18 protein-coding genes are annotated in these 21,111 nt (G+C 49.1%); 12 read left to right on the top strand and 6 right to left on the bottom strand.

The features are described 5' to 3' along the window. Positions 1-13 precede the first annotated feature (13 nt). Entirely contained in the window at positions 14-2,410 is a 2,397-nt protein-coding gene (locus tag GK108_RS06325) for a hypothetical protein (protein ID WP_163944538.1), read from the top strand. A gap of 64 nt (positions 2,411-2,474) precedes the next feature. Here the strand turns inward: GK108_RS06325 and GK108_RS06320 are convergent, their stop codons facing one another. After that, entirely contained in the window at positions 2,475-2,888 is a 414-nt protein-coding gene (locus GK108_RS06320; RefSeq protein ID WP_246224728.1) for an OsmC family protein, read from the bottom strand. A gap of 105 nt (positions 2,889-2,993) precedes the next feature. On the opposite strand from GK108_RS06320, the gene GK108_RS06315 reads away from it, so the two are divergent. Together GK108_RS06315 and GK108_RS06310 are read left to right on the top strand one after the other, a co-directional pair. Further along, complete coding sequence (locus GK108_RS06315; RefSeq protein WP_163944534.1) at positions 2,994-3,341, top strand: hypothetical protein; 348 nt, start codon at positions 2,994-2,996, stop codon at positions 3,339-3,341. 129 nt (positions 3,342-3,470) lie between these two features. Then, positions 3,471-4,223, top strand: coding sequence for a hypothetical protein (locus GK108_RS06310; protein WP_163944532.1), 753 nt, complete (start codon positions 3,471-3,473; stop codon positions 4,221-4,223). Between the two features lie 24 nt (positions 4,224-4,247). Here GK108_RS06310 and GK108_RS06305 read toward each other — a convergent pair whose 3' ends face one another. The 3 genes from GK108_RS06305 to GK108_RS06295 form a co-directional block, all read right to left on the bottom strand. Next, a complete protein-coding gene (locus GK108_RS06305; RefSeq protein ID WP_163944530.1) occupies positions 4,248-4,613 on the bottom strand; it encodes a hypothetical protein in 366 nt (121 codons plus the stop codon). A gap of 118 nt (positions 4,614-4,731) precedes the next feature. Further along, positions 4,732-5,079, bottom strand: coding sequence for a hypothetical protein (locus GK108_RS06300; RefSeq protein ID WP_163944528.1), 348 nt, complete (start codon positions 5,077-5,079; stop codon positions 4,732-4,734). Positions 5,080-5,425: 346 nt separating this feature from the next. Beyond that, on the bottom strand, positions 5,426-5,728 hold the full coding sequence (locus GK108_RS06295; protein ID WP_246224727.1) for a winged helix-turn-helix transcriptional regulator: 303 nt from the start codon (positions 5,726-5,728) through the stop codon (positions 5,426-5,428). A 129-nt stretch (positions 5,729-5,857) separates the two neighbouring features. On the opposite strand from GK108_RS06295, the gene GK108_RS06290 reads away from it, so the two are divergent. Then, positions 5,858-6,826, top strand: a complete 969-nt coding sequence (locus tag GK108_RS06290) for an aldo/keto reductase (RefSeq protein WP_163944522.1) — start codon at positions 5,858-5,860, stop codon at positions 6,824-6,826. A gap of 162 nt (positions 6,827-6,988) precedes the next feature. Here GK108_RS06290 and GK108_RS06285 read toward each other — a convergent pair whose 3' ends face one another. Together GK108_RS06285 and GK108_RS06280 are read right to left on the bottom strand one after the other, a co-directional pair. Next, a complete protein-coding gene (locus tag GK108_RS06285; RefSeq protein ID WP_163944518.1) occupies positions 6,989-7,903 on the bottom strand; it encodes a helix-turn-helix domain-containing protein in 915 nt (304 codons plus the stop codon). A gap of 11 nt (positions 7,904-7,914) precedes the next feature. Continuing rightward, positions 7,915-8,709: an SDR family NAD(P)-dependent oxidoreductase gene (locus tag GK108_RS06280; RefSeq protein ID WP_163944515.1), complete on the bottom strand. Its 795-nt coding sequence runs from the start codon at positions 8,707-8,709 to the stop codon at positions 7,915-7,917. Between the two features lie 699 nt (positions 8,710-9,408). On the opposite strand from GK108_RS06280, the gene GK108_RS06275 reads away from it, so the two are divergent. From GK108_RS06275 to GK108_RS06240, 8 genes are all read left to right on the top strand, one after another. Beyond that, on the top strand, positions 9,409-10,284 hold the full coding sequence (locus tag GK108_RS06275; protein ID WP_163944514.1) for an alpha/beta hydrolase: 876 nt from the start codon (positions 9,409-9,411) through the stop codon (positions 10,282-10,284). A gap of 1 nt (position 10,285) precedes the next feature. Beyond that, positions 10,286-11,176, top strand: coding sequence for an alpha/beta hydrolase (locus GK108_RS06270; protein ID WP_163944512.1), 891 nt, complete (start codon positions 10,286-10,288; stop codon positions 11,174-11,176). A 6-nt stretch (positions 11,177-11,182) separates the two neighbouring features. Further along, positions 11,183-12,739: a carboxylesterase/lipase family protein gene (locus GK108_RS06265; RefSeq protein WP_163944510.1), complete on the top strand. Its 1,557-nt coding sequence runs from the start codon at positions 11,183-11,185 to the stop codon at positions 12,737-12,739. Between the two features lie 49 nt (positions 12,740-12,788). Then, a complete protein-coding gene (locus tag GK108_RS06260; RefSeq protein ID WP_394366271.1) occupies positions 12,789-14,417 on the top strand; it encodes a carboxylesterase/lipase family protein in 1,629 nt (542 codons plus the stop codon). Between the two features lie 151 nt (positions 14,418-14,568). After that, positions 14,569-17,991: a HEAT repeat domain-containing protein gene (locus GK108_RS06255; protein ID WP_163944506.1), complete on the top strand. Its 3,423-nt coding sequence runs from the start codon at positions 14,569-14,571 to the stop codon at positions 17,989-17,991. A 101-nt stretch (positions 17,992-18,092) separates the two neighbouring features. Next, on the top strand, positions 18,093-19,388 hold the full coding sequence (locus tag GK108_RS06250) for a CitMHS family transporter (protein ID WP_163944504.1): 1,296 nt from the start codon (positions 18,093-18,095) through the stop codon (positions 19,386-19,388). Further along, the gene (locus tag GK108_RS06245) at positions 19,385-20,707 is read left to right on the top strand and encodes an acyclic terpene utilization AtuA family protein (RefSeq protein ID WP_163945454.1); all 1,323 of its coding nucleotides are present in this window, start codon (positions 19,385-19,387) and stop codon (positions 20,705-20,707) included. The genes GK108_RS06250 and GK108_RS06245 overlap by 4 nt, the downstream gene beginning before the upstream one ends. Then, positions 20,704-21,024: an AtuA-related protein gene (locus tag GK108_RS06240; RefSeq protein ID WP_163944502.1), complete on the top strand. Its 321-nt coding sequence runs from the start codon at positions 20,704-20,706 to the stop codon at positions 21,022-21,024. The genes GK108_RS06245 and GK108_RS06240 overlap by 4 nt, the downstream gene beginning before the upstream one ends. Positions 21,025-21,111 lie beyond the last annotated feature (87 nt).

Here is a 21,111-nt window from a genome sequence, read left to right as displayed (position 1 = left end):
ACATACTTATCTGATGCATCGCATACTGAAACAATTTTTATTGCCCGTCCTTATTCTGAAAGGGATGTCAGCTACTGCCCAATTGATATCGACGGATGCTATCCAGCAATCGTTTGATACGTATCGGCAGCAGGTACTTCAGGAAAAGCTTTTTCTACACCTGGATCAGTCGTCGCATTTTACCGGCGAAACGGTGTGGTTTAAGATAAACTACGTAGACGCTACGTTCCATAAGCCTCTTTCGATCAGCAAAGTTGCCTATGTCGAACTGCTGGGGCAGGACCACAAACCCGTTCTACAGACAAAAGTTTCGCTGTCGGCAGAAGGCGGAACCGGCAGTCTGTTTTTACCAGCGTCCATCCTCTCGGGCAACTACGTACTACGTGCCTATACAAGCTGGATGCGTAATTTTAGCCCGGCCTATTTCTTCGAGCAACCGTTAACGATCATTAATCCGTTTAAACCACTCGATCCACCAATCGCCCAGGAAAAACCCAGCTATAGTGTTCAGCTATTTCCTGAAGGGGGTAATCTCGTAAAAGGTTTACCGGCCAACGTAGCCTTCAAAGTTACGGAGCCAGGCGGGAAAGGAGTTGACGCCCGAGGTTGGCTTTTAGGCCCTGGAAATGATACATTAGCTCAATTCAAGACGTTTAAATTCGGCATCGGCACCTTTTCGTTCACGCCAGCCAGTACGGATACGTATCGCGTCGTTATCCGAACCAATCAGGGGCAGTCCATTACGCAGGCCATGCCCACCGTGTACGCCGATGGCTATACGATGCGGGTTGATGATGCGGGCGCAGACCAGCTAAAAATCACTGTCAATACAACTGCGAAAACCGCTACGTCTGTCTACCTGTTTGCCCATACCCGCCAAGCGGTTAAAAAAGCGGAGATGCGTGCACTACAGGGAGAAACGCTGTTTTTACTCGATAAAAAAGCGCTAGGTGATGGTATTTCGCACGTCACGCTTTTCGATGCGAATCGCCAGCCGGTCTGCGAGCGTTTATACTTCAAACGACCAACCGATACGCTAGCCATACAACTGGGCACTACGTTAAAGCAGTATCCCCATCGCAGTAAAATTACGCTGGATGCAACCGTCAACGCGTCGACAAGCGCCCAGGCCGACTTGTCCGTAGCCGTTTATCGGATCGATTCTTTATCGTCGTTCACGCCGAAGGATATTGTGAGCTATTTATGGTTAACGTCTGACCTGCAAGGCGCTGTTGAATCGCCAACGTATTACTTCCAGCCTGAAACCAGCGAAATCCGTCGGGCAACGGACAACCTGATGCTGACCCATGGCTGGCGTCGATTCAAATGGGAGACCATTCTGACCAGTCAGGGAAACAATGCGTTGGCTGGCTTTCAGTTTTTGCCTGATTATAATGGGTTACTGATTCGGGGACGTATCACCAACCCAGCGGTCAATAATGCCCCCGTTCCTGGCGTAACGGCCTATCTATCCTCACCCGGAAAACCGGTTCGCCTGTTCTTTGCCAAGAGCGATTCTAAGGGAAGGTTATTGTTCGAGACGCTGGACTTCTACGGTGCCAAAACGGTATATGCCCAAACGAATCCGGCCGATAGTCTGTATAAACTAACTATCGACAATCCTTTTTCGGAGCAACCTCCCACCAGTACAGTACCCACCTTAATGCTCACCGAGCAGAATACCAGTGCTATCGAGGACCGTAGCGTTGCCATGCAGGTTCAGAATAACTTCTGGGGGAATCAGTCGCTGCGGTATCGGTACCCGGCGGTCGATAGTGCCGGTTTCTACGGAAAACCCAGCGAAACGTATATGCTCGACGCCTATACCCGCTTTCCAACCATGGAAGACGTATTGCGTGAATACGTACTTGGTGTGATGCCCCGCAAACGGCAGGGTCGTTTTCACTTCGTCGTTCCCAATGCGCCCTACCGTGAATTGTTCAGCGAAAACCCGTTGGTGATGATCGATGGCATTCCGGTTTTCAATATCGACAAAGTCATGGCGTTCAGTCCGCTTAAGATTCAAAAGCTGGACGTAATAACCAATCGTTATTTTGTAGGAAGTACGATTTATAACGGCATTGTTAGCTTCATGACCTACAAAGGTGATCTGGCGGGATTCCCACTTGACGATCGACTGGTGAAAGTTGATTATGATGGTTTGCAGCTACAGAGAGAATTTTTCGCTCCCCGCTACGTAACAACCCAGCAACAGACCAGCCGCCTGCCCGACGCCCGAACGCTGCTGTACTGGAATCCTTCTCTACGGACAAATGCCCAGGGGAAAGGGCAAATCGATTTCTATTCGTCCGACATATCGGGCCGTTATCTGATTGAAGTGAACGGAATCAATCAGGACGGCAAGGCTGGCACTCAACGCGGATTTTTTGAGGTGCAGAAAACAGAGTAAGTAATCAAAAAGAAACCCTCCCGAGAACAACGTACCGGGAGGGTTTCTATATAAATTCGTATAATCAGGCAATTTCAAACGAATAGGTAATCTCAGCAGAAGGCCGGAACTGAGCCGTTGCCGAGCAGTATTTATCCATCGACAAATCGATAGCCCGCTTCACCTTGTCGGGATCTAACTGCCCTTTCAGTAAATACGTAATGTGAATTTTCTGAAAGGGTGCCGGAGTCGCTCCTTTTTCGCGGAGACCATCCACTTTCAGGCGAAAATCATCGATCGTCAGTTTCTGCTTCTGAAGAATCAGGATCACGTCGATAGCGGTGCAGCCAGCCAGCCCCATCAGCAGCATTTCCATCGGTCTTGCTCCCTCGTTATGTCCGCCAATGTCGGTGGCCGCATCCATGTGCTGTTTAACTCCCGACATGCCAACGGCCTCAAAATGAAAAGCATCATCAACCCGCACAAGCTCAATTTGCATGGTATTAAATTTCTGTGCAGTGTCAACTGGTTGTGAATCAAGCATCGTACTTTTTGCGTTAATAGCTTATAATTTATATATTCACCATCACAAACAACCAAAATCATGTCCGAGAAATTCACCGATGACATTTTCGATCTAAAAAATGACAGGCGGCTGAGCGTTTATCTTTACCGGGCAGGCTTCGGCTGCTGGCTGCTCTACATTGTGTCGGGGGCTCGGTTTATGCATTCGGTGAGTATGTACCGAACAGATTTTGGCGTGTTCGCGTTCTTTCTGATGGTTATGGGTTTGTCTGCATCGATGATCTACGACTATTATCATCATCCGATTGAGTTTGCCCAAAAGAAAAAATGGCTGGCGTTTAGCTACATAGTACTGGCTGGATTGATTTATTTCTTCATCCTGCACAACGAACCTACTTCTATCGACCAGCTATTTGGCGGCCATTAGTTTTAACCGTTTTCTCTCTGTGAGCTAGTCGGCCTTACCGCGAATTACCTTTCCTCATTACGTACTCTTTCCATACTTTTGGAAAAAAGTAGTGCTACACTGACTGGTACGTGCCTGCTATACGCGCGAATGAATCTCCTTTTTCTTAAAGTAACGCTTATCCCGACTGTTATTGCCCTGGTTACGCTGGCGGTTCGTCGCTGGGGAAACAAAATTGGCGGATTGATCGGTAGTATGCCGTGGACAGCGGGGCCTATCCTACTCTTCTTCCTACTCGAACAGGGCAAGGCCTTTGGTATTCATTCGATTCAGGGCACCATGACGGGCATCTTGGCGCTTATCAGTTTCTGCCTCAGCTACTCGGCTCTGTCCCGGCACTTCCGCTGGTTGCCAACCCTCCTGCTTTCTTACGTCATCTATACGCTGACCATTCTTTTCGTCAACTACCTGAAGCTGGGGTTACGAGTGAGTTATGCCCTTGTTATCGTCTACGTACTGATTGCGCTACGTTATTTCCCGACTCCAACCGAACGGCCATCCCAGGTTCGACGGCTACCATTTGATATTCTCATTCGGATGAGCGTTGCGACCTTGTTTGTGTTGTTGATTACCGGACTTGCTGCTATTCTGGGCCCCAACTGGAGTGGTATCCTGACGCCTTTCCCAATCATGACGTCGGTGCTGGCCATTTTCTCGCACCTGCTCCAGGGCAGTAATGCTGCGATTGTTACGCTTCGGGGGTTGGTTATTGGCCTGCTGGGTTTCACTACGTTTCTTTTTCTGCAAGCTTTTTTGCTGAACGAGTTTTCGATCCCGGTATCTTTTGGAATTGCCTTCGCCGTGAACACAGTCATCAATATAATCGCCAGCCGAATCTGGTAGTACGTCCGTGTGCAACCTATTGGTTTACACTACCGCTGCCTCTAGATACGACTGTACGTCTTCCTCATTACTGAAGAGCCTACGTTCACTATCGGAGCTGGTTGGACATTCGACCATAAAAGCGGATTGGTGATGTTCGGCAGGCTGACAAACAATGGTATAAACCACCCGTTCTACCGCCAGCACTTTTTGCTCAGTTGGCTGGGCGACAACCAATCCATTTCCCGGATTTAGATCGAACACCAGCTTGACTCGTGTAATCGTTCCTTTTCGATAGGGTAACCAGGCGGGTCCGCCAGTGCAGGGAACTTCCTTCGGTGGGTGTAGCACGTATACTTGATCACCAATGCCAAACGGAGTGGTAAAGTCAAGCGAAAAATGAATAGACATAGCTGTTACGTTTTGAGGGTAAAAAAACAGTCAATAGTACCAACTGAGCAAACTTATTAGCATACGTAGCGCTCTTAGAGAACGGCATATAGTTCGTCACTACGTATCAATAGCTACTTTACCGACTGGCCACTAGCAGGTCTTCCCGTTCAAATAATATCGGTTCGCTGTCGGGTTCAGTAGACCATTCTACTTCAAAAGGAGAAAGCTCTGGTACCGATATCGGCTTTAGGGTATAGATCACTTGTCTAACATCAATAGATCGATCAGACATCGGCTCGGCTAGCAGACAGTTGTTATCAATCCCAAGATCCAGTCGGAGCTTAATGGTTAGCACTACAGCCTTCAGACTTTTGTAGGAAGCAGGGCCACCTACGTATTCATGCACTCCGGGCGGAAACATAGTATAGACAACATCCCCAACCCCAAAGGGGGCTCTAAAATCCAGTGAAAAATGAACAGCCATAATACTTAGGTTAGTACGTCCTGATGAGTTCTTTCTTAACAGCAGACTCTAGCGAAAGTCTTTCAGCCGTCCTCCTAATAAGGTAATGGTCTCCACATAATCCGTTGAGCACAGACTGACTTCTATACGCTATGCGTTTATAGATCTGCTACGTATCAGTTCAGCTATAAAACGCATTGGTTTCAAACCGCAGTCGCAGGGATTCGTAGCTTGTAATTGAACAAAGTGATAAGGTTATCACAAACAGCTGGAGGCTATCTGTAACAACCTTATCCACTCAATACATATAATGATTAGTTCTTTGTCTCAAGTCGGAGAGCGTTAATTGCGACAAAGGTTCAGGAGCCTATTGCTCATTGGTAAAGAGAGGTTCTAACACATCACGATGGACTTCACCCCATCTCGCTGTTGACTCAATAACGGGTATTAACGTTTCACCCAAGGGCGTGAGCTGATATTCGACTTTTAAAGGCTTTTGATCAAAAGTAGTTTTGGCCAGAATACCATGCGCTACTAACTGACTTAATTGGGTATCTAATAATCGCCGGGAGGCTTTCGCTATTTTGCGTCGTAATTCACCCGGACGATTAATTCCGGAATGAATGCACCAAATGAGTTTAATCTTCCATTTCCCGTTCAAGACTTCCATGAACAGGTGAAGGCCACATTCGATTTCTACCGGTAGTTTTCGCTCGTACATCTGACAAAGATAAATTTTTTGATACGGCTGAATTTAGCCATACTTGACTAAAGTTTGCTATGGACTGTCCTTTGCGAGATGAATTACAAATTATTCGGCACACACACGGGTTTGCCAGCCAGCGAGCTCATTCTGGGGGGATCGCAGTTAGGGAATCGCAGAGGGGACGGCACAACAGTTCAGGACGCTCTGCAAATACTTTCCGCTTATGCCGATGCTGGTGGAAACTGTATAGACTTATCTGACCTGTATCAATTTGGTGAAGCTGAGGAAACGGTTGGCAAGTTTACCCAGCATAATCGCCACGATTTTATTCTGTGTACCAAGTATACCCTAAGCAGCCAACCCAACTCATCTGTTGGCAATATGGGCAACCATCGTAAAGCCATGCGCCAAGCTATCGAAGGAAGTCTGGCGCGACTAAAAACCGATTATATCGACGTGTATATGCCGCATTTTGATGACGGTAATACGCCCCTGGAAGAAATCGCTCGTGGGCTGGAAGACTTGGTAAAAGCAGGTAAAGTTTTATATGCAGGGTTGGCCAATTTTCCTGCCTGGAAAGCGGCCGCCATTGCTAGCTCCCTACCGTTAACAGCGATTCAGTTCGAATACAACCTCACCCAACGAACACCGGATCGAGAAATAAAGCCAATGGCTGAACAATTTGGGATGGGTATGATGGGCTATTCTCCTTTAGCGGGTGGATTACTGACCGGTAAATATAGACAGGGTTTGACCGGGCGGCTGACACGTTCTGCCTCCCGGGCCTATGAAGAGGAAGGTCGAATAAAGTCAATACTAGATGAACTAGAATTGATAGCCCATGAACACAATAGTACACTAGGGCAGATAGCACTGGCATGGGCAATAAGCAAAGGGGTCTTCCCAATCATTGGAGCCCGTACGCTATCTCACCTTGAAGGGAATTTGAAGGCAATTGACATAAGCCTGACTACTAACCAAATAGAGCGCCTAGATGACGTAAGTGCTACCGCAATGGGCTATCCGCACGAATTACTAACTACGGTACAGAAGAAATATTGATAACTAACTCCATCAACACATCTATGTTACAGAGGCTATTTAAACTTTTTGTTTTGCTGGTGTTTTTCCATACGACTTAGTAGTTGATTGTAGAAAGCGTAAACAGCCTCGTTATTAAAATAACGTTGAGAAGTCTAACCTGGCGCACCAATTATGATCTGATCAGTTAAAAGATGCTCTGAATTCCAATGGCGATTGATTCGTCTTGCTCTTAAATAGCTTGCTGAATGACTGCGGGTATCCAAACCCCAATTGGTAAGCTATTTCGCTCACTGACAAATTAGTTGTGGCTAAAATTTCTTTAGCATGCTCAATCATCTTTTCATGAATGTATTGCTGAGCAGGTTGCCCCGTCAGCTGCTTCAGACAATCGCTCAGATAGTTGGGCGACAGGTTCATCTGCGACGCCAGAACATTGACGGTTGGCAAGCCTTGCTCAGCTGCGTTTCGCACCCACTCATGGAGCACATGTTCAACTCGACTCAGCAACTCACTATGTCTGGGTTTACGGGTAATAAATTGCCGATTATAATATCGATTGCAATAAGTGAGCAACAACTCGACATTCGATAGAACCACGTCCTGACTATACGCATCAATGGGTAAATTGTACTCTTTTTCAATTTGCTGAAAGATGACGTCAATCGAATGCTCCTCGTCTTCCGACATCATCAGCGCTTCATGAACAGCGTACTCGAAAAAAGCATAATCCTTTATTTTTTTCCCTAATGCAAACGTTCTAAAAAAATCAGGGTGGATCATCAACAACCAGCCCGATTTGGCCAGTATATCGCCCGGTTCCAAAATACTGACCTGTCTGGGAGCAAAAAAAGATATGACACCTTCGTCAAAATCATAGGGGGTTTGGCCATACTGAATCTTACCGGGGCAGTTTTTTTTCAGGACAATATGGTAAAAATCAAAAATCAACCGCACCCGCGCATCATTATTTACTCTTGGCAAGTCCTCAAATCGCAACACGCTAAACAACGGATGCTTGGGCTTTGCAATGCCCAATGCTTTATGACTTTGTGCGATGGTGTCTATTTTAAGGGTTGGCAGATTCTCTTTTTGCATGGCAACTCGGCTTACTGATTCATTTGTTTTCGTTTTCGGCTGGCAAATATTCGAGCGACGGTGGCATTGGGGATCAACGCTCCCAGCCGCACTGCCCAGGCATTTAAGCGGCCCGATACGTGAAAGGTTTCTTTTCTTTTCCAAGCCTGGATCAATTCAGTGGCGACCTGTTCGGCCGTTTGTGTGTAAGCCCCATCGGTCAGTACTTTACCCCAGGCATTGTCGTTGGCGGGCGTATTCATAAAATTGGTACTGGTGAAACCGGGGCTAAACAAGAGGACCCGAATGCCGTATGGCTTACACTCTTCGGTAAGGGCCTCGGTAAACGACCGGACAAATACCTTCGAAGCCGCATAAACAGCCATATACGGGCTTGGAAAAAACGCGGCTAGTGAGGCTACGTTGATGATACCGCCCCTTTTATTAGCAATCATATCGGACAGAAAAAGTTGACAAAGAGCGACCAGGGAAGCATTGTTCAACTGCAGCATGGCCAACTCCGCTTGCCGATTATTTTTCACAAACTCACCACTCGAGCCAATGCCCGCATTGTTGACTAACAGCGTAACAGTTAGCTTTCTTTTATGACATTCCTCATAAACCTGCCCGGCAGCATCAGGCTTACTCAGGTCGGCCGGAATATAGTGAGCCTGAATGCCATATGTATTTGAGAGTTGTGTACAAAGCATATCGAGTTTGCCGGCACTGCGGGCTACCAGCAACAAATTCTGTTTTCGTGCAGCCAGCTGGGTAGCCAATGCTTCGCCAATGCCACTTGAAGCTCCGGTAATTAACGTTACGTCCATAGCTTAATTTGTTTATGCGGCAAAATTGAGCCAGGTCGTACTGAAAACCGTGTTCAAATAGCGGTTCGTTGTGTTCAAATCATAGATGGCCCTGAATTTTACTTCCCGATAAGAGTCGCTTGAAGTATTATGTGGTATTGGCAACAGTGTTAACCAAGTTTTCTGATCTCCTACAGGTGAGCCAGTGAAAAAATAGGTTACTATTACGGACGTTTCGCTCCGCTATCTGTTATAATTTCTCTACTAGCTGCGATGGCCGAGGAATTTCTATTGATTGCGTTAATTCCAATCAGAAAAGTCAAAAATTGTTATCCATTCGGTGGCCGCATCAGTATCTACTTAGCTGTCGTGCTGTATCAAATTTACGATGTGTCTGTGAAAAAGTTAACAACTACAAACTGATATAAAATCGAGATAGTTACTCATACGCTAACTATGCTTTTCATGGCCCCTGATTGCAATTTAAACCGATACGTCGGTCGGCCTGCCCATACCCTTCAAGCTACGCCGTTACAGCCTGTTTTACCAACGGAACTCCTTATAAAGCATACTATATCCTCAAATTCTACAAATTCCTGTTTGATGCTTTTTAAGCAACAATTCTTTACGTACTTTTGACACAATGAGGAAACTCGAGTATAAGACTCCCCCTCCAAAGAACACACATTCCTGTTAGCAAATAAATTATCCATATTAAGTATGCATCTGCTTCGTCTGTTGTGCTGTTTATTGATCGGTAGCGCATCACTATCAACGTTGGGAGCCACTGTTGATTCACTGGCTGTTCCAAGCCAGACGATGAAGAAGAACCTAAAAGCAGTTGTCGTGCTTCCTGAATCGTATACCAAAAACAAAACAAACTACCCCGTCCTCTATCTCCTTCATGGCGGATACGGACACTTCAATGACTGGATCACTAAAACACCCGACAAAACGCTGCTGCACAACCTGGCAGACCAGTACAATCTGATTATCGTTATGCCCGAAGGGGAGATATTCAGCTATTATCTGGATAGTCCGGTTATAAAAGACAGTCAATTTGAAACCTATCTGACCAAAGAAGTTATCAATAAAATCGACAATACGTACCGCACGATTCGTAGCAGTAAGGGTCGCGTTATCACAGGCTTATCGATGGGCGGCTACGGCTCGCTGTATCTGGCCACCCGGCACCCTGACCTCTATTGCGCAGCTGGCAGCATGAGTGGAGCACTCAATTTGGACATGGATAGCTGGAAATTAACGCCCGAGATGACCAGTGGTATCAAGCAGGCTTTTGCGCAAATCCTGGGTCCTATTGAGCAATCGTCCGATCGGTATGCCGCCTACTCCGTCGTTAATATGGCCGATAAAATGAAAGCAAACGGTCAGCAGCTAATCTTCGACTGTGGTGTCGATGACTTTCTGATTGAGCCAAATCGGGAACTGCATCGGCGCTTGCTTTTCAATCAGACCCCACACGATTATACCGAACGGCCAGGCGGCCACACCTGGGATTATTGGCAAAAATCGTTGCCTAATCATGTTTTATTTTTCAGCAATGTACTCAAAGCCAACGGAAGCGCTGTTCACTAATATGTCATCCCTCAAACTACGTTTCAATGTATTATTAGCCATTCTTGGCTGCTTCCTATCAGCTCATTCGTTTGCCGCCAGGGTTGATACGATCGACGTACAGAGTACCAGTATGAACCGCACGCTCCGGGCAGCCGTAGTCCTGCCGGAACGATACAAAAAATTAAAAAAGCAACCCTTTCCGGTTTTGTACCTTCTTCACGGGGGCACAGGTAGTTTTCGGGACTGGCTGACTAAAACGCCGGACAAAACCTTGCTCCACCGGCTGGCCGATCAGTATAACCTCATCATAGTAACACCCGACGGCGACCCGACCAGCTACTATTTTGATAGTCCTCTTATCAAAACCAGCCAGTTTGAAACCTTTATTTCCAAAGAATTAATCGATAAAATCGACAATACGTATCGCACGGTGCGCGACCGAAAGGGACGTATCATTGCCGGTCTGTCGATGGGTGGGCATGGGGCTATGTTTATTTCAAGCCGTCATCCGGATTTATACGCTGCGGCTGGCAGTATGAGTGGCGTTATGAATATCAATACGTCCACCTGGAAAGTACCCGCTGATTTCGCTAAATCCCGATCTGAAAACTTTGTAAAACTGTTGGGAGCCCCTAAAGATGGTGACTCGCCTTATCCGGGTTACACGATGGTGACGCTCGCCGAGCAGCTCAAAAAGAACAACCTGCCGCTCATTTTCGATGTTGGTGTCGACGATTTCCTGATTGTAGGCAATCGCGATCTCCACCAACAATTGGTCGCTAACCAGACGCCACACGATTACACCGAACGGCCTGGCGCCCACACCTGGGAATATTGGGAAAATGCCCTACCGTATCAGGTGTTGTTTTTCAGCAAAATCTTAAAGGCCAACCAAGTGGCTATTCCATAAGTCAGCATGAAAAAGTCGGCCTATTTTCTTGGCATTGCAGCCTTTCTATGCCTTGGTTTACCAGCGTTTATAGCCATCCCGAATACCTTTGAGAAGGTACGTATCGAGGGCGGGTTTATTTCTGGCACGCTCAACAAACAAGGCGACATTCATAGTTTCAAAGGCATTCCGTTTGCCGCACCGCCCGTTGGCGATTTACGCTGGAAAGCTCCTCAGCCGGTTAAATCCTGGACTGGCGTTCGTGCCTGTGACGCCTTTGGTCCGAGCCCTATGCAGGGCACTCCGGCACCTTTCGGTCCGTGGAGCGCCGAGTATCTGATCCCCAAAGAACCTATCAGCGAAGATTGCCTGTATCTGAATGTCTGGACAGGCGCCAAATCGGCCAGCGAAAAACGTCCCGTTCTGGTCTGGATTTACGGTGGTGGATTTAACAGTGGCGGCAGTGGCTGCGCTATTTACGATGGCGAAGCAACGGCTCAGAAAGGGATTGTTTTTGTCAGCATCAATTATCGCGTAGGACCGTTCGGGTTCTTCGCCCACCCCGAACTGACGAAAGAATCTGGAAAATCGGCGTCGGGGAATTACGGGCTGATGGACCAGGTGGCCGCCCTGCGGTGGGTTCAGAAAAACATCAGCGCATTCGGTGGCGATCCCGCCAACGTAACCATCGCGGGTCAGTCGGCGGGGTCGATGAGTGTAAACTGCATGGTCGCTACGCCATTAGCCAAAGGACTGTTTAAGAAAGCGATTGCTGAAAGTGGAGCCGGTTTCGCCCGACCTTATCCGTCACTTCAGCAAGCCGAAGAAACAGGCTTGAAAATGGCTCAGTCATTAGGGGCAACATCGCTGGCCGACTTACGAGCAAAACCCGCCGACGAACTACTTAAAAAAGCGCAGGGACGTGGCCCTATCATCGACGGATACGTATTACCGCAGTCCATTGCCGACATTTTTGCTGCTAATAAGGAGAATGACGTTACGTTGCTGACCGGCTGGAACGAAGATGAAGGGCTAGCGTTCGGCCCGATGAAAAACGCGGACGACTACCAGAAACAGATTCGGCAACAATACGGCGCTAAAGCCAACGAATTTCTAAAATTTTATCCGGGCAACACCGACGCTCAGGCGGCTACATCGCAGCGAAATCTTTCCCGCGATATGATTTTTGGGGCACAGAACTATACCTGGGCCAATATCCAGAGCCAGAAAGGTAAAAACGTTTACGTTTATCGGTTTACGCGCAAGATTCCGGCTACGGGCGAATATGCCAACTACGGAGCCTTTCATACCGGCGAGGTACCCTACGCTTATGACAACTTGCGATTCATAGACAAGAGCCTTCGACCACTGAACGCCGTAGATCAGGAACTGGCACGTACTATTTCCGGGTACTGGGCCAACTTCATCAAAACAGGCAATCCAAACGCTAAGGGACTTCCCCAATGGCCAGGCTATTCAACCAATACCAAACAGATTATTGTCTTCGGCGATCAAACGATGGCAACGTCTCTTCCCGACGGCCCCGCGCTGGATTTTCTGTTCAATACCATGCGAACCCAGTAAACCGCTGATTTTACCTCAATAGTACCTTTACCAGACTAACCTTATGATCATGAACAGAATCGTCTTTTCCCTGGCCGTATTAGCACTACCTGCCTTCAGCGTAGCGCAAGTCAAAAAAGAAACAACGGCGCTCGTAACGGGTAAAGATATTGCCGTTGTTCCAACCGAATCGGGTAAGGTTCGCGGATACGTCCACAACAGTATTTACACATACAAAGGAATTCCCTACGCTAAAGCGGCACGCTTCATGGCGCCTACCAAACCCGATTCGTGGACGGGTGTCCGAAGTTCGCTCTCGTACGGCCCCGTTTGCCCACTCATGGACCCAACCACGGCGGTGGCAGACGAATCGGAGTTTGTTTTTCACCACGACTGGGGTTATCCGAATGAAGATTGCCTGCGGTTGAACATCTGGTCTCCAGGCGTTAACGACTCCAAGAAGCGACCCGTCATGGTCTGGCTGCACGGCGGTGGTCATACCGCCGGATCGTCGCAGGAACTGCCTTCCTATGACGGTGAAAATATCAGCAAAAAAGGAGACGTAGTGCTGGTTTCCATCAATCATCGACTAAACATCCTCGGCTTTCTGGATCTATCGGCCTATGGCGATAAATACAAATCGTCGTCAAATGCCAGCGTTATGGACATGGTTTCTGCTCTGCAATGGGTGAAAACCAACATAGCTAGTTTTGGTGGCGACCCCAACAACGTAACAATTTTCGGACAGTCGGGCGGTGGTGGCAAAGTCAATACGCTGCTGAACACACCATCGGCCAAAGGTCTTTTCCATAAAGCCGTCATTCAGAGCGGAGGGCTGGGACTGGCTTTTCATGATCCATCACTCACCAAACGTGTCGGCGCGGCCGTACTGGAGGAATTGAATATCAAGCCCGAACAGATCGACGACATTCAGAACGTATCGTACGAAAAGCTGGCAGCCGCGGGTAAAAAGGCGGTCCAGAAAGTACAGGAGCAGGCCAAGGCTGAGGGCAAACTACAGGCCGTGTTTGGTCTGTCGTGGGGCCCAACTCTCGACGGAAACATTCTCCCTTATCAACCCACCGACCCTACCGCTGGGGCCATATCAGCTTCTATTCCACTCCTGGTTGGCTCCACCAAGAACGAGTTTATGGCCTCTTTGCGGCTACCCGATAGCAATACCCTGACACTGGAAGAAGCTAAAGCCATGCTCCAGAAACAGTATGGCGATAAAACTGACACCTACGTAGCGGCACTGAAAAAAGCCTATCCCGCCGATAATAAACCATCCGATCTGCTTGATGTAGACGGCATGTTCCGACGTAGTGCCATTAAAATGGCCGATTTGAAAGCCGCATCGCCCGCTCCGGTTTATATGTATCTGTTCACCTGGCAATCGCCAGTGCTTGATGGGCGCTATAAGGCTATTCATTGCAGCGAAATTCCGTTTGTGTTCAATAACATTGGCCGCTGTGAAGAAATGACCGGCGGAACGAAAGCCGCTTATGACCTGGCCGACAAAGTGAGCCAGTCCTGGATCAATTTTGCCCGCACCGGCAATCCTGGTCATAAAGGATTACCTACCTGGCAGAAGTACACACCCGCCAACGGAGCAACCATGCTCTTCGACAACCAGTGCGTCGAAAAATACCACCACGACAAAGAAGCGCTGGCCATCGGCCCGCAGGTTTCCCTGTAATCACTCACCCCGTGATCCTGCTGTCTTTTCTAGGGCGGGATCACGAAGTGCCAACTGGCAGTAAATCGACTCTGAAAGTAACTTTGGTACTAGGTCGTCAGAAAATCGCAACAACCTGAATCTTTCCTTGACCTGACCGCCGATTTGTTGAATGAAACAGAAAAACCGATTTCCTTTCCGCCAATCCTTGCTTCCTCTGGCGGCTGTTGGCCTGACGGTCTGGGCAGGTTCTACCGCCTTCATGGATGACCCTGTCAGTGGACGTATCAAACGCCTGCCCCACGCCAAAGCAGTTGAAATGGCTCGTGCCGTCGAAGCACTGGTAAAACCGCAACTGGCCGATGGACTGACACTAAGCCTGTGGGGCGTCGATTCGCTGGTATCTGACCCCATTGCGATCGATATTGATGATCAGGGGCGCTTGTACTATACGCGCACGAACCGCCAGAAAAATTCAGAATTCGATATTCGCGGGCATCAGGACTGGGAAATTGAGTCGAATCGGTTACAGACCATCGAAGACAAACGGGCTTTTCTGCACCGCGTTCTTTCGCCCGCCAACAGCAAAAAAAACGAGTGGCTTAAAGATCTGAACGGCGACGGGTCGCACGACTGGCGCGACATGACCGTTGAAAAAGAGCAGGTTTTCCGGCTCGAAGATACCAACGGCGACGGTGTAGCGGATCTGTCGAAAATGACGGTCAACGACTTTCACGACGAAGTAACCGACGTAATGGGCGGTGTTTTGTCGGATGGTAATGATCTGTACGTAGCCGTTGCACCGGACCTTTGGCGGCTGCGCGATAAAAACGGCGATGGCATTGCCGACGAGAAGAAATCACTCTCGCACGGCTACGGCGTTCATATTGGTTTTGGCGGTCATGGTCTGTCAGGCGTAGAAATGGGACCCGATGGTCGTATTTACTGGCAGATTGGCGATATTGGTTTCAATGGCGTTGGGCCCGATGGTAAAAAGTGGGAGCATCCGAATAGTGGCGTAGTAGTACGTTCCAACCCCGACGGCAGCGATTTTGAGGTGTTTGCCTATGGCGTACGGAACACACACGAGTTCGTTTTCGACGAATACGGTAATCTCATCAGCGAAGACAACGACGGCGACCACCCCGGCGAGAAAGAGCGGCTGGTGTACATCGTAAACGGCTCTGACACAGGCTGGCGTAGCAACTGGCAATACGGCAAATACCGCGATCCGCTCAACAATACGTATAAAGTCTGGATGGATGAGCAGATGTTTAAACCCCGTTTCGACGGGCAGGCTGCTTATTTTCTGCCACCACTGGCCAACTTCGTCAGCGGCCCGGCCGGAATGCTCTATAATCCGGGTACGGCGCTGAGTCCGAAATACAAGAATACGTTCTTCATTGCTGAATTTGTGGGTAGCCCGGCACAATCGGGTATTCATGCGTTTACGTTGAAACCCAAGGGCGCTTCATTTCAACTGGATAAATCCAAAAAAATCCTGAGCAACGTATTGGCTACCGGTCTGGATTTCGGACCTGATGGAGCCATGTACGTAGCCGACTGGATCAACGGCTGGGATGCCAAAGATTACGGACGTATCTGGAAGCTCGACGATAAAGACGGCGCCAACTGGGCCGAACGCGCACTCACGAAAAAGCTACTGGCGCAAAGTTTCGCCAAAACGCCCGTTAGCGAACTCGGCGGCTACCTGAAAAATGCGGACATGCGCGTTCGTCAGAAAGCCCAGTTCGAACTGGTGAAACGGGGCGAAGCCGGTGCCACGGCATTCGGGCAGATGGTTCAGCAAACCGAGCATCAACTGGCCCGCGTTCATAGTATCTGGGGACTGAGTCAACTGGCTCGTAAAGAGGCCAAATATGCCCAACGGCTGATGCCGCTTCTGAAAGACAAAGATCCTGAAATTCAGGCGCAGGCCGCGCGCTGGCTGGGTGATATTCGCTACAAGGAAGCCGGTGCAGCCCTGATTCCTCTCCTGAAGGACGACAACAGTCGGACCCGTTTTTTTGCGGCCGAAGCCCTGGGCCGTATTGCGTATGCTCCGGCGATTCAGCCAATCATTTCGCTCCTCGAAGCGAACAAAGACGAAGATACCTACATCCGCCACGCGGGTAGTCTGGCCCTGGCACGTATCGGGAAACCAGAACCAGTTATTGCGCTGGCGAATCATTCATCGAAAGCAGTACGTATTGCTGCCGTGGTGGCACTACGTCGGATGAGCAACCCCGGCATTGCTACGTTCCTGAAAGACAGCGATGAGTTTATCGTTACGGAAGCCGCTCGTGGCATCAACGACGACCTGTCTATTCCGCAGGCGTTACCCGCTCTGGGCAACGTACTGGCCAGCACTACGTTTACCAATGAGCCATTGATTCGCCGGGCTATTAACGCCAATCTGCGCGTTGGTACGCCTGAAGCGATGCAGAATCTGATTCAGTATGCCAATGGTGCTAAAAATCCGGCAGCACTACGGGCCGAAGCACTGGATGCGTTAAGCACCTGGGCCAAACCGTCACTACTTGACCGTGTCGATGGCCGTTATCGGGGACCCGTTACCCGCGACCTCGCTGTTCTTAAAACGAAGTCAGCCAACTTGTACACTACGTTGGCGACCAATGACGAACTGCCCATCCGACGTAGCGCTATCCGTGCCATCAGCAAATTATCGATAGCCACGGCAAGCCCTGTTCTGTTTGATCGACTGCAAAACGATAAAACTCCCGAGATTCGGGTAGAAGCGCTACGTGCCCTGGCCGCCCTGAATGACAAGCAAATCGGTAAAGCTATCGAAACAGCGCTTGCTGATAAAGAAAAGCCTGTTCGGGTAGCCGCGCTGGATTTGATCGGCAAAACCAGTATGCCCAAAGATCAGATGGTTGCTCAACTGACCGACGTAGTGAAAACACATTCGTCGGAAGAGAAACAGGCCGCTCTGGTAACGCTTGGCAAGTTACCTATTGCCAATACGAAACCCTTGTTCGATCAGCTCTTAACCGATCTGGCTGCGGATAAAATTCCGGTGGAGGTTACGCTGGAACTAGACGAAGCGATTCAGGAAACCAAGTCGCCCCAATTGATTGCCCGGCACAAGGAAATCCTGGCGAAGCAATCGCCCGACGCAGCTACGGCTTCGTATCAGGCCAGCTTGTTTGGTGGCGAACCCGATCAGGGCCGACGGATTTTCTTCCGGCATCAGACGGCACAATGTATCCGCTGCCATTCCTACGACGATCTGGGCGGGAATGCCGGTCCTCGGCTCAACGGTGTCGCCAACCGCCTGACTCGTCAGCAACTCCTCGAAGCGGTCATCAATCCAAGCGCCCGTCTGGCTCCTGGCTATGGCACGGCTACGGTTGAGTTGAAAGATGGAAAAACGATCAGCGGTATCGTGGAACAGGAAAACGATAAAGAAATAACCATAAAAAGTGGTGACGATCCGAGCAAAACAATCCAAAAAGATCAGATCACCAAAACTACGTACGCGCCATCGAGTATGCCCGATATGAAGTATCTGCTTACGAAGCGGGAAATTCGGGACGTAGTGAGTTTCCTGGCAACATTGAAAAATAACTGATAGAACGCAGATCGGTAGGATGGTTATGATGTATTAAGATCAGTGTACCTCATAACCATCCTACCAATCTGCGTTCTATCAATTAACCGTAATTCTGTACTATGCTTTCAGTTATTGGGTTTGCTACGATTGGTTTATTCCTTATTCTGATCATTACCAAACGCTTATCGGTCATTACGGCGCTGGTTATCGTGCCATTAGCGATGGGCTTTCTGGCTGGCTTCGGTCCTAAAGAACTGGGCGACATGATCCTCGCGGGAATCAAACAGGTAGCGCCAACGGGCATTTTGTTGATGTTTGCCGTTCTGTATTTCGCGACGATGCTCGATGCCGGTCTATTCGATCCGATCATTGCCGGGATTATCCGATCCGTCAAAGGCGACCCCTTAAAGGTGATTATCGGAACGGCTATTCTAACCATGATTGTTCATCTGGATGGCGACGGCACGGCTACGTTTATGATTGTTATGTCGGCCTTTCTACCGATCTATCGTCAGCTGAAAATCAATAAATTAATGCTGCCGGGTATTGTCGCCCTCAGCGTTGGTCCGCTGCATCTGGTTCCCTGGTCTGGGACATCGGCACGCGCTATTTCGACGTTAAAGACAGATGCGACACAACTCTTCAATCCCAATATCCCAGCCATTATAGCCGGTATTCTGTGGGTATTGTTCGTCGCGTACTGGTTTGGTTTAAAAGAACGTAAACGACTGGGCATTACCGATTTCCACTACGTACACCACGAAAACCTTACGCAGGAGCAGAAACAGCTCCGGCGCCCTAAACTATTCTGGATCAACGCCATACTTACCATTCTGCTAATTGTTACGCTGATGAAAGGCTGGGTGCCAACTCCGGCCTTGTTTGTGGTGGCCGCAACCGTAGCTCTGCTTATCAATTACCCTACATTGCCCGATCAACAGAAAGTGTTACGTAGCCACGGTAACAACATTTTTATGGTGTCGAGCATGATCTTTGCGGCCGGTGTTTTTTCGGGCATTCTGACCGGCTCTAAAATGATCGACGCTATGGCTACTTCGCTGGTGTCGCTCATTCCGCAGCAACATGCCTCCTGGCTCCCGACACTAACGGCCATTACCAGTATGCCCGCGAGCTTACTGTTCACCCCCGATGCCTATTATTTCGGCGTGGTTCCCATATTGAGCCAGTCAGCAACTCAATTCGGCATCGATCCTTTAGAAATTGGCCGGGCGGCTTTGCTGGGCCAAATGACCGTTGGCTTCCCCGTTAGCCCATTAACGGCCTCCACCTTTTTGCTCGTCGGACTAGCTGAAATTGATTTAGGCGACCACCAGAAATTTATCCTGAAATGGGCGTTCGGCACTACGTTGGTAATGACCGTAGCGGCCCTGCTAACCGGCTCGATTCATCTATGAAAGAACGTATTCGCATTGGTTGTGGCGCTGGTTTTTCCGGCGATCGATTAGAACCAGCCCTGATTCTGGCCCAACAGGGTGAATTGGACTACCTGATTCTGGAATGCCTGGCTGAACGTACCATTGCTCTGGCGCAGAAACGTAAACGGCAGGACCCAACGAAAGGGTACGATCCACTGCTGGAACGGCGAATTGAGCTTTTGCTGCCCGTTTTGTTGGCCAATAATGTTCGGCTCATCACCAACATGGGCGCAGCCAATCCAGTAGCAGCCGCCGAAAAAATCGGAGAAATAGCCCGTAGGCTGAACCTTTCCGTAACGGTAGCCGCCATTACGGGCGATGACGTATTCAGTCAACTAACGGGCGACGAAATTGCGCTGGAAACAGGATTGCCCTTAAAAACCGCTGGCTCCCTCCTATCTGCCAACGCCTATCTGGGCACCGATTCTATTTTACCAGCCCTGGCAACCGACGCTCAGATTATTATAACAGGCCGCGTAGCTGACCCCTCGCTGTTTGTAGCTCCGTTGGTGCACGAGTTCGGCTGGTCGTTGGCGGATGTTAATCAAATTGGTCAGGCAACTGTTATTGGCCATTTAATGGAATGCGCAGGTCAACTGACAGGTGGGTACTTCGCCGATCCAGCGAAAAAAGACATCCCCGACATGGCTCATTTAGGCCACCCTTTCGTCGATGTCTCGATAGACGGGACTGCTATTTTTGGCAAAGTAGCCAATACAGGGGGGCACCTAAGCCTGGCAACCGCCAAGGAACAATTACTGTATGAAGTCATGGACCCTGCCCGCTACGTAACACCCGACGTAGTAGCGGATTTTACCCAAGTGCGTTTGGAAGAAGTAGGGCTCAATCAGGTTAAAGCAACAGGCGGACAAGGTCATCCCCGACCCGATACGTTGAAAGTCAGCGTTGGCTACGATGCTGGGTATATCGGAGAAGGTGAAATCTCGTATGCCGGATCAAATGCATTAGGACGGGCCAAATTGGCAGGGGCCATTATTCAGGAGCGCTTAGCCAATCAGTTTACGGATTTACGCGTCGATTACATCGGCAGTACGTCAGTTCATCGAAGGGCCTTTGGTACGTATCCGGAGCCTTACGAAATCCGGTTACGGGTGGCAGGCCGAAGCACTACGTTACAGCAGGCGGCTTTGGTCGGCGAAGAAGTGGAAGCCTTGTATACCAATGGTCCGGCAGCCGGAGGAGGAGCCCGAAAATACGTTCACGAGATTGTGGGTATCGTATCTACCCTGATTGAGCGCACCCAAGTATCACCCCAGGTCACTGTCTTTAAAGCATGAAAATCAAACTATACGACATCGCCCATAGCCGGGCAGGCGACAAAGGCAATACGCTGACGCTCTCCCTTATTCCCTACAAACCCGAAGATTACCCTCTCTTATGCGATCAGGTAACTGCCGACGTAGTGAAAACTCATCTCAATGCTATTGTAGCCGGTGAGGTGATTCGTTATGAAGTTCCTAATCTACCCGCTCTCCAGTTTGTCTGTCACCAGGCATTGACGGGTGGGGTTACAACGTCGCTCACTATGGACACTCACGGCAAAAGCCTTAGTTATGCGCTATTGGAACTATGGATTGACGATCCTAACCGTTAAACTGTCCGTCGTACCCATACCTCACTACGTATCGATTTATCCGCTGGAACGGGCATTTTCAACGAAAAAGGCCTATTTTTAAGAACG

Source organism: Spirosoma terrae (assembly GCF_010435915.1).
Lineage (GTDB): Bacteria > Bacteroidota > Bacteroidia > Cytophagales > Spirosomataceae > Spirosoma > Spirosoma terrae.
Note: the sequence above shows the minus strand (reverse complement) of the source record. Positions and strands in the feature narration are given on the sequence as shown.

What these genes read in the sequence shown, in the direction of transcription:
- GK108_RS06325 (WP_163944538.1), top strand. Translation starts at nt 14, where the DNA reads ATGCATCGCATACTGAAACAATTTTTATTGCCCGTCCTTATTCTGAAA.
- GK108_RS06320 (WP_246224728.1), bottom strand. Translation starts at nt 2,888, where the DNA reads ATGCAAATTGAGCTTGTGCGGGTTGATGATGCTTTTCATTTTGAGGCC.
- GK108_RS06315 (WP_163944534.1), top strand. Translation starts at nt 2,994, where the DNA reads ATGTCCGAGAAATTCACCGATGACATTTTCGATCTAAAAAATGACAGG.
- GK108_RS06310 (WP_163944532.1), top strand. Translation starts at nt 3,471, where the DNA reads ATGAATCTCCTTTTTCTTAAAGTAACGCTTATCCCGACTGTTATTGCC.
- GK108_RS06305 (WP_163944530.1), bottom strand. Translation starts at nt 4,613, where the DNA reads ATGTCTATTCATTTTTCGCTTGACTTTACCACTCCGTTTGGCATTGGT.
- GK108_RS06300 (WP_163944528.1), bottom strand. Translation starts at nt 5,079, where the DNA reads ATGGCTGTTCATTTTTCACTGGATTTTAGAGCCCCCTTTGGGGTTGGG.
- GK108_RS06295 (WP_246224727.1), bottom strand. Translation starts at nt 5,728, where the DNA reads ATGGAAGTCTTGAACGGGAAATGGAAGATTAAACTCATTTGGTGCATT.
- GK108_RS06290 (WP_163944522.1), top strand. Translation starts at nt 5,858, where the DNA reads ATGAATTACAAATTATTCGGCACACACACGGGTTTGCCAGCCAGCGAG.
- GK108_RS06285 (WP_163944518.1), bottom strand. Translation starts at nt 7,903, where the DNA reads ATGCAAAAAGAGAATCTGCCAACCCTTAAAATAGACACCATCGCACAA.
- GK108_RS06280 (WP_163944515.1), bottom strand. Translation starts at nt 8,709, where the DNA reads ATGGACGTAACGTTAATTACCGGAGCTTCAAGTGGCATTGGCGAAGCA.
- GK108_RS06275 (WP_163944514.1), top strand. Translation starts at nt 9,409, where the DNA reads ATGCATCTGCTTCGTCTGTTGTGCTGTTTATTGATCGGTAGCGCATCA.
- GK108_RS06270 (WP_163944512.1), top strand. Translation starts at nt 10,286, where the DNA reads ATGTCATCCCTCAAACTACGTTTCAATGTATTATTAGCCATTCTTGGC.
- GK108_RS06265 (WP_163944510.1), top strand. Translation starts at nt 11,183, where the DNA reads ATGAAAAAGTCGGCCTATTTTCTTGGCATTGCAGCCTTTCTATGCCTT.
- GK108_RS06260 (WP_394366271.1), top strand. Translation starts at nt 12,789, where the DNA reads ATGAACAGAATCGTCTTTTCCCTGGCCGTATTAGCACTACCTGCCTTC.
- GK108_RS06255 (WP_163944506.1), top strand. Translation starts at nt 14,569, where the DNA reads ATGAAACAGAAAAACCGATTTCCTTTCCGCCAATCCTTGCTTCCTCTG.
- GK108_RS06250 (WP_163944504.1), top strand. Translation starts at nt 18,093, where the DNA reads ATGCTTTCAGTTATTGGGTTTGCTACGATTGGTTTATTCCTTATTCTG.
- GK108_RS06245 (WP_163945454.1), top strand. Translation starts at nt 19,385, where the DNA reads ATGAAAGAACGTATTCGCATTGGTTGTGGCGCTGGTTTTTCCGGCGAT.
- GK108_RS06240 (WP_163944502.1), top strand. Translation starts at nt 20,704, where the DNA reads ATGAAAATCAAACTATACGACATCGCCCATAGCCGGGCAGGCGACAAA.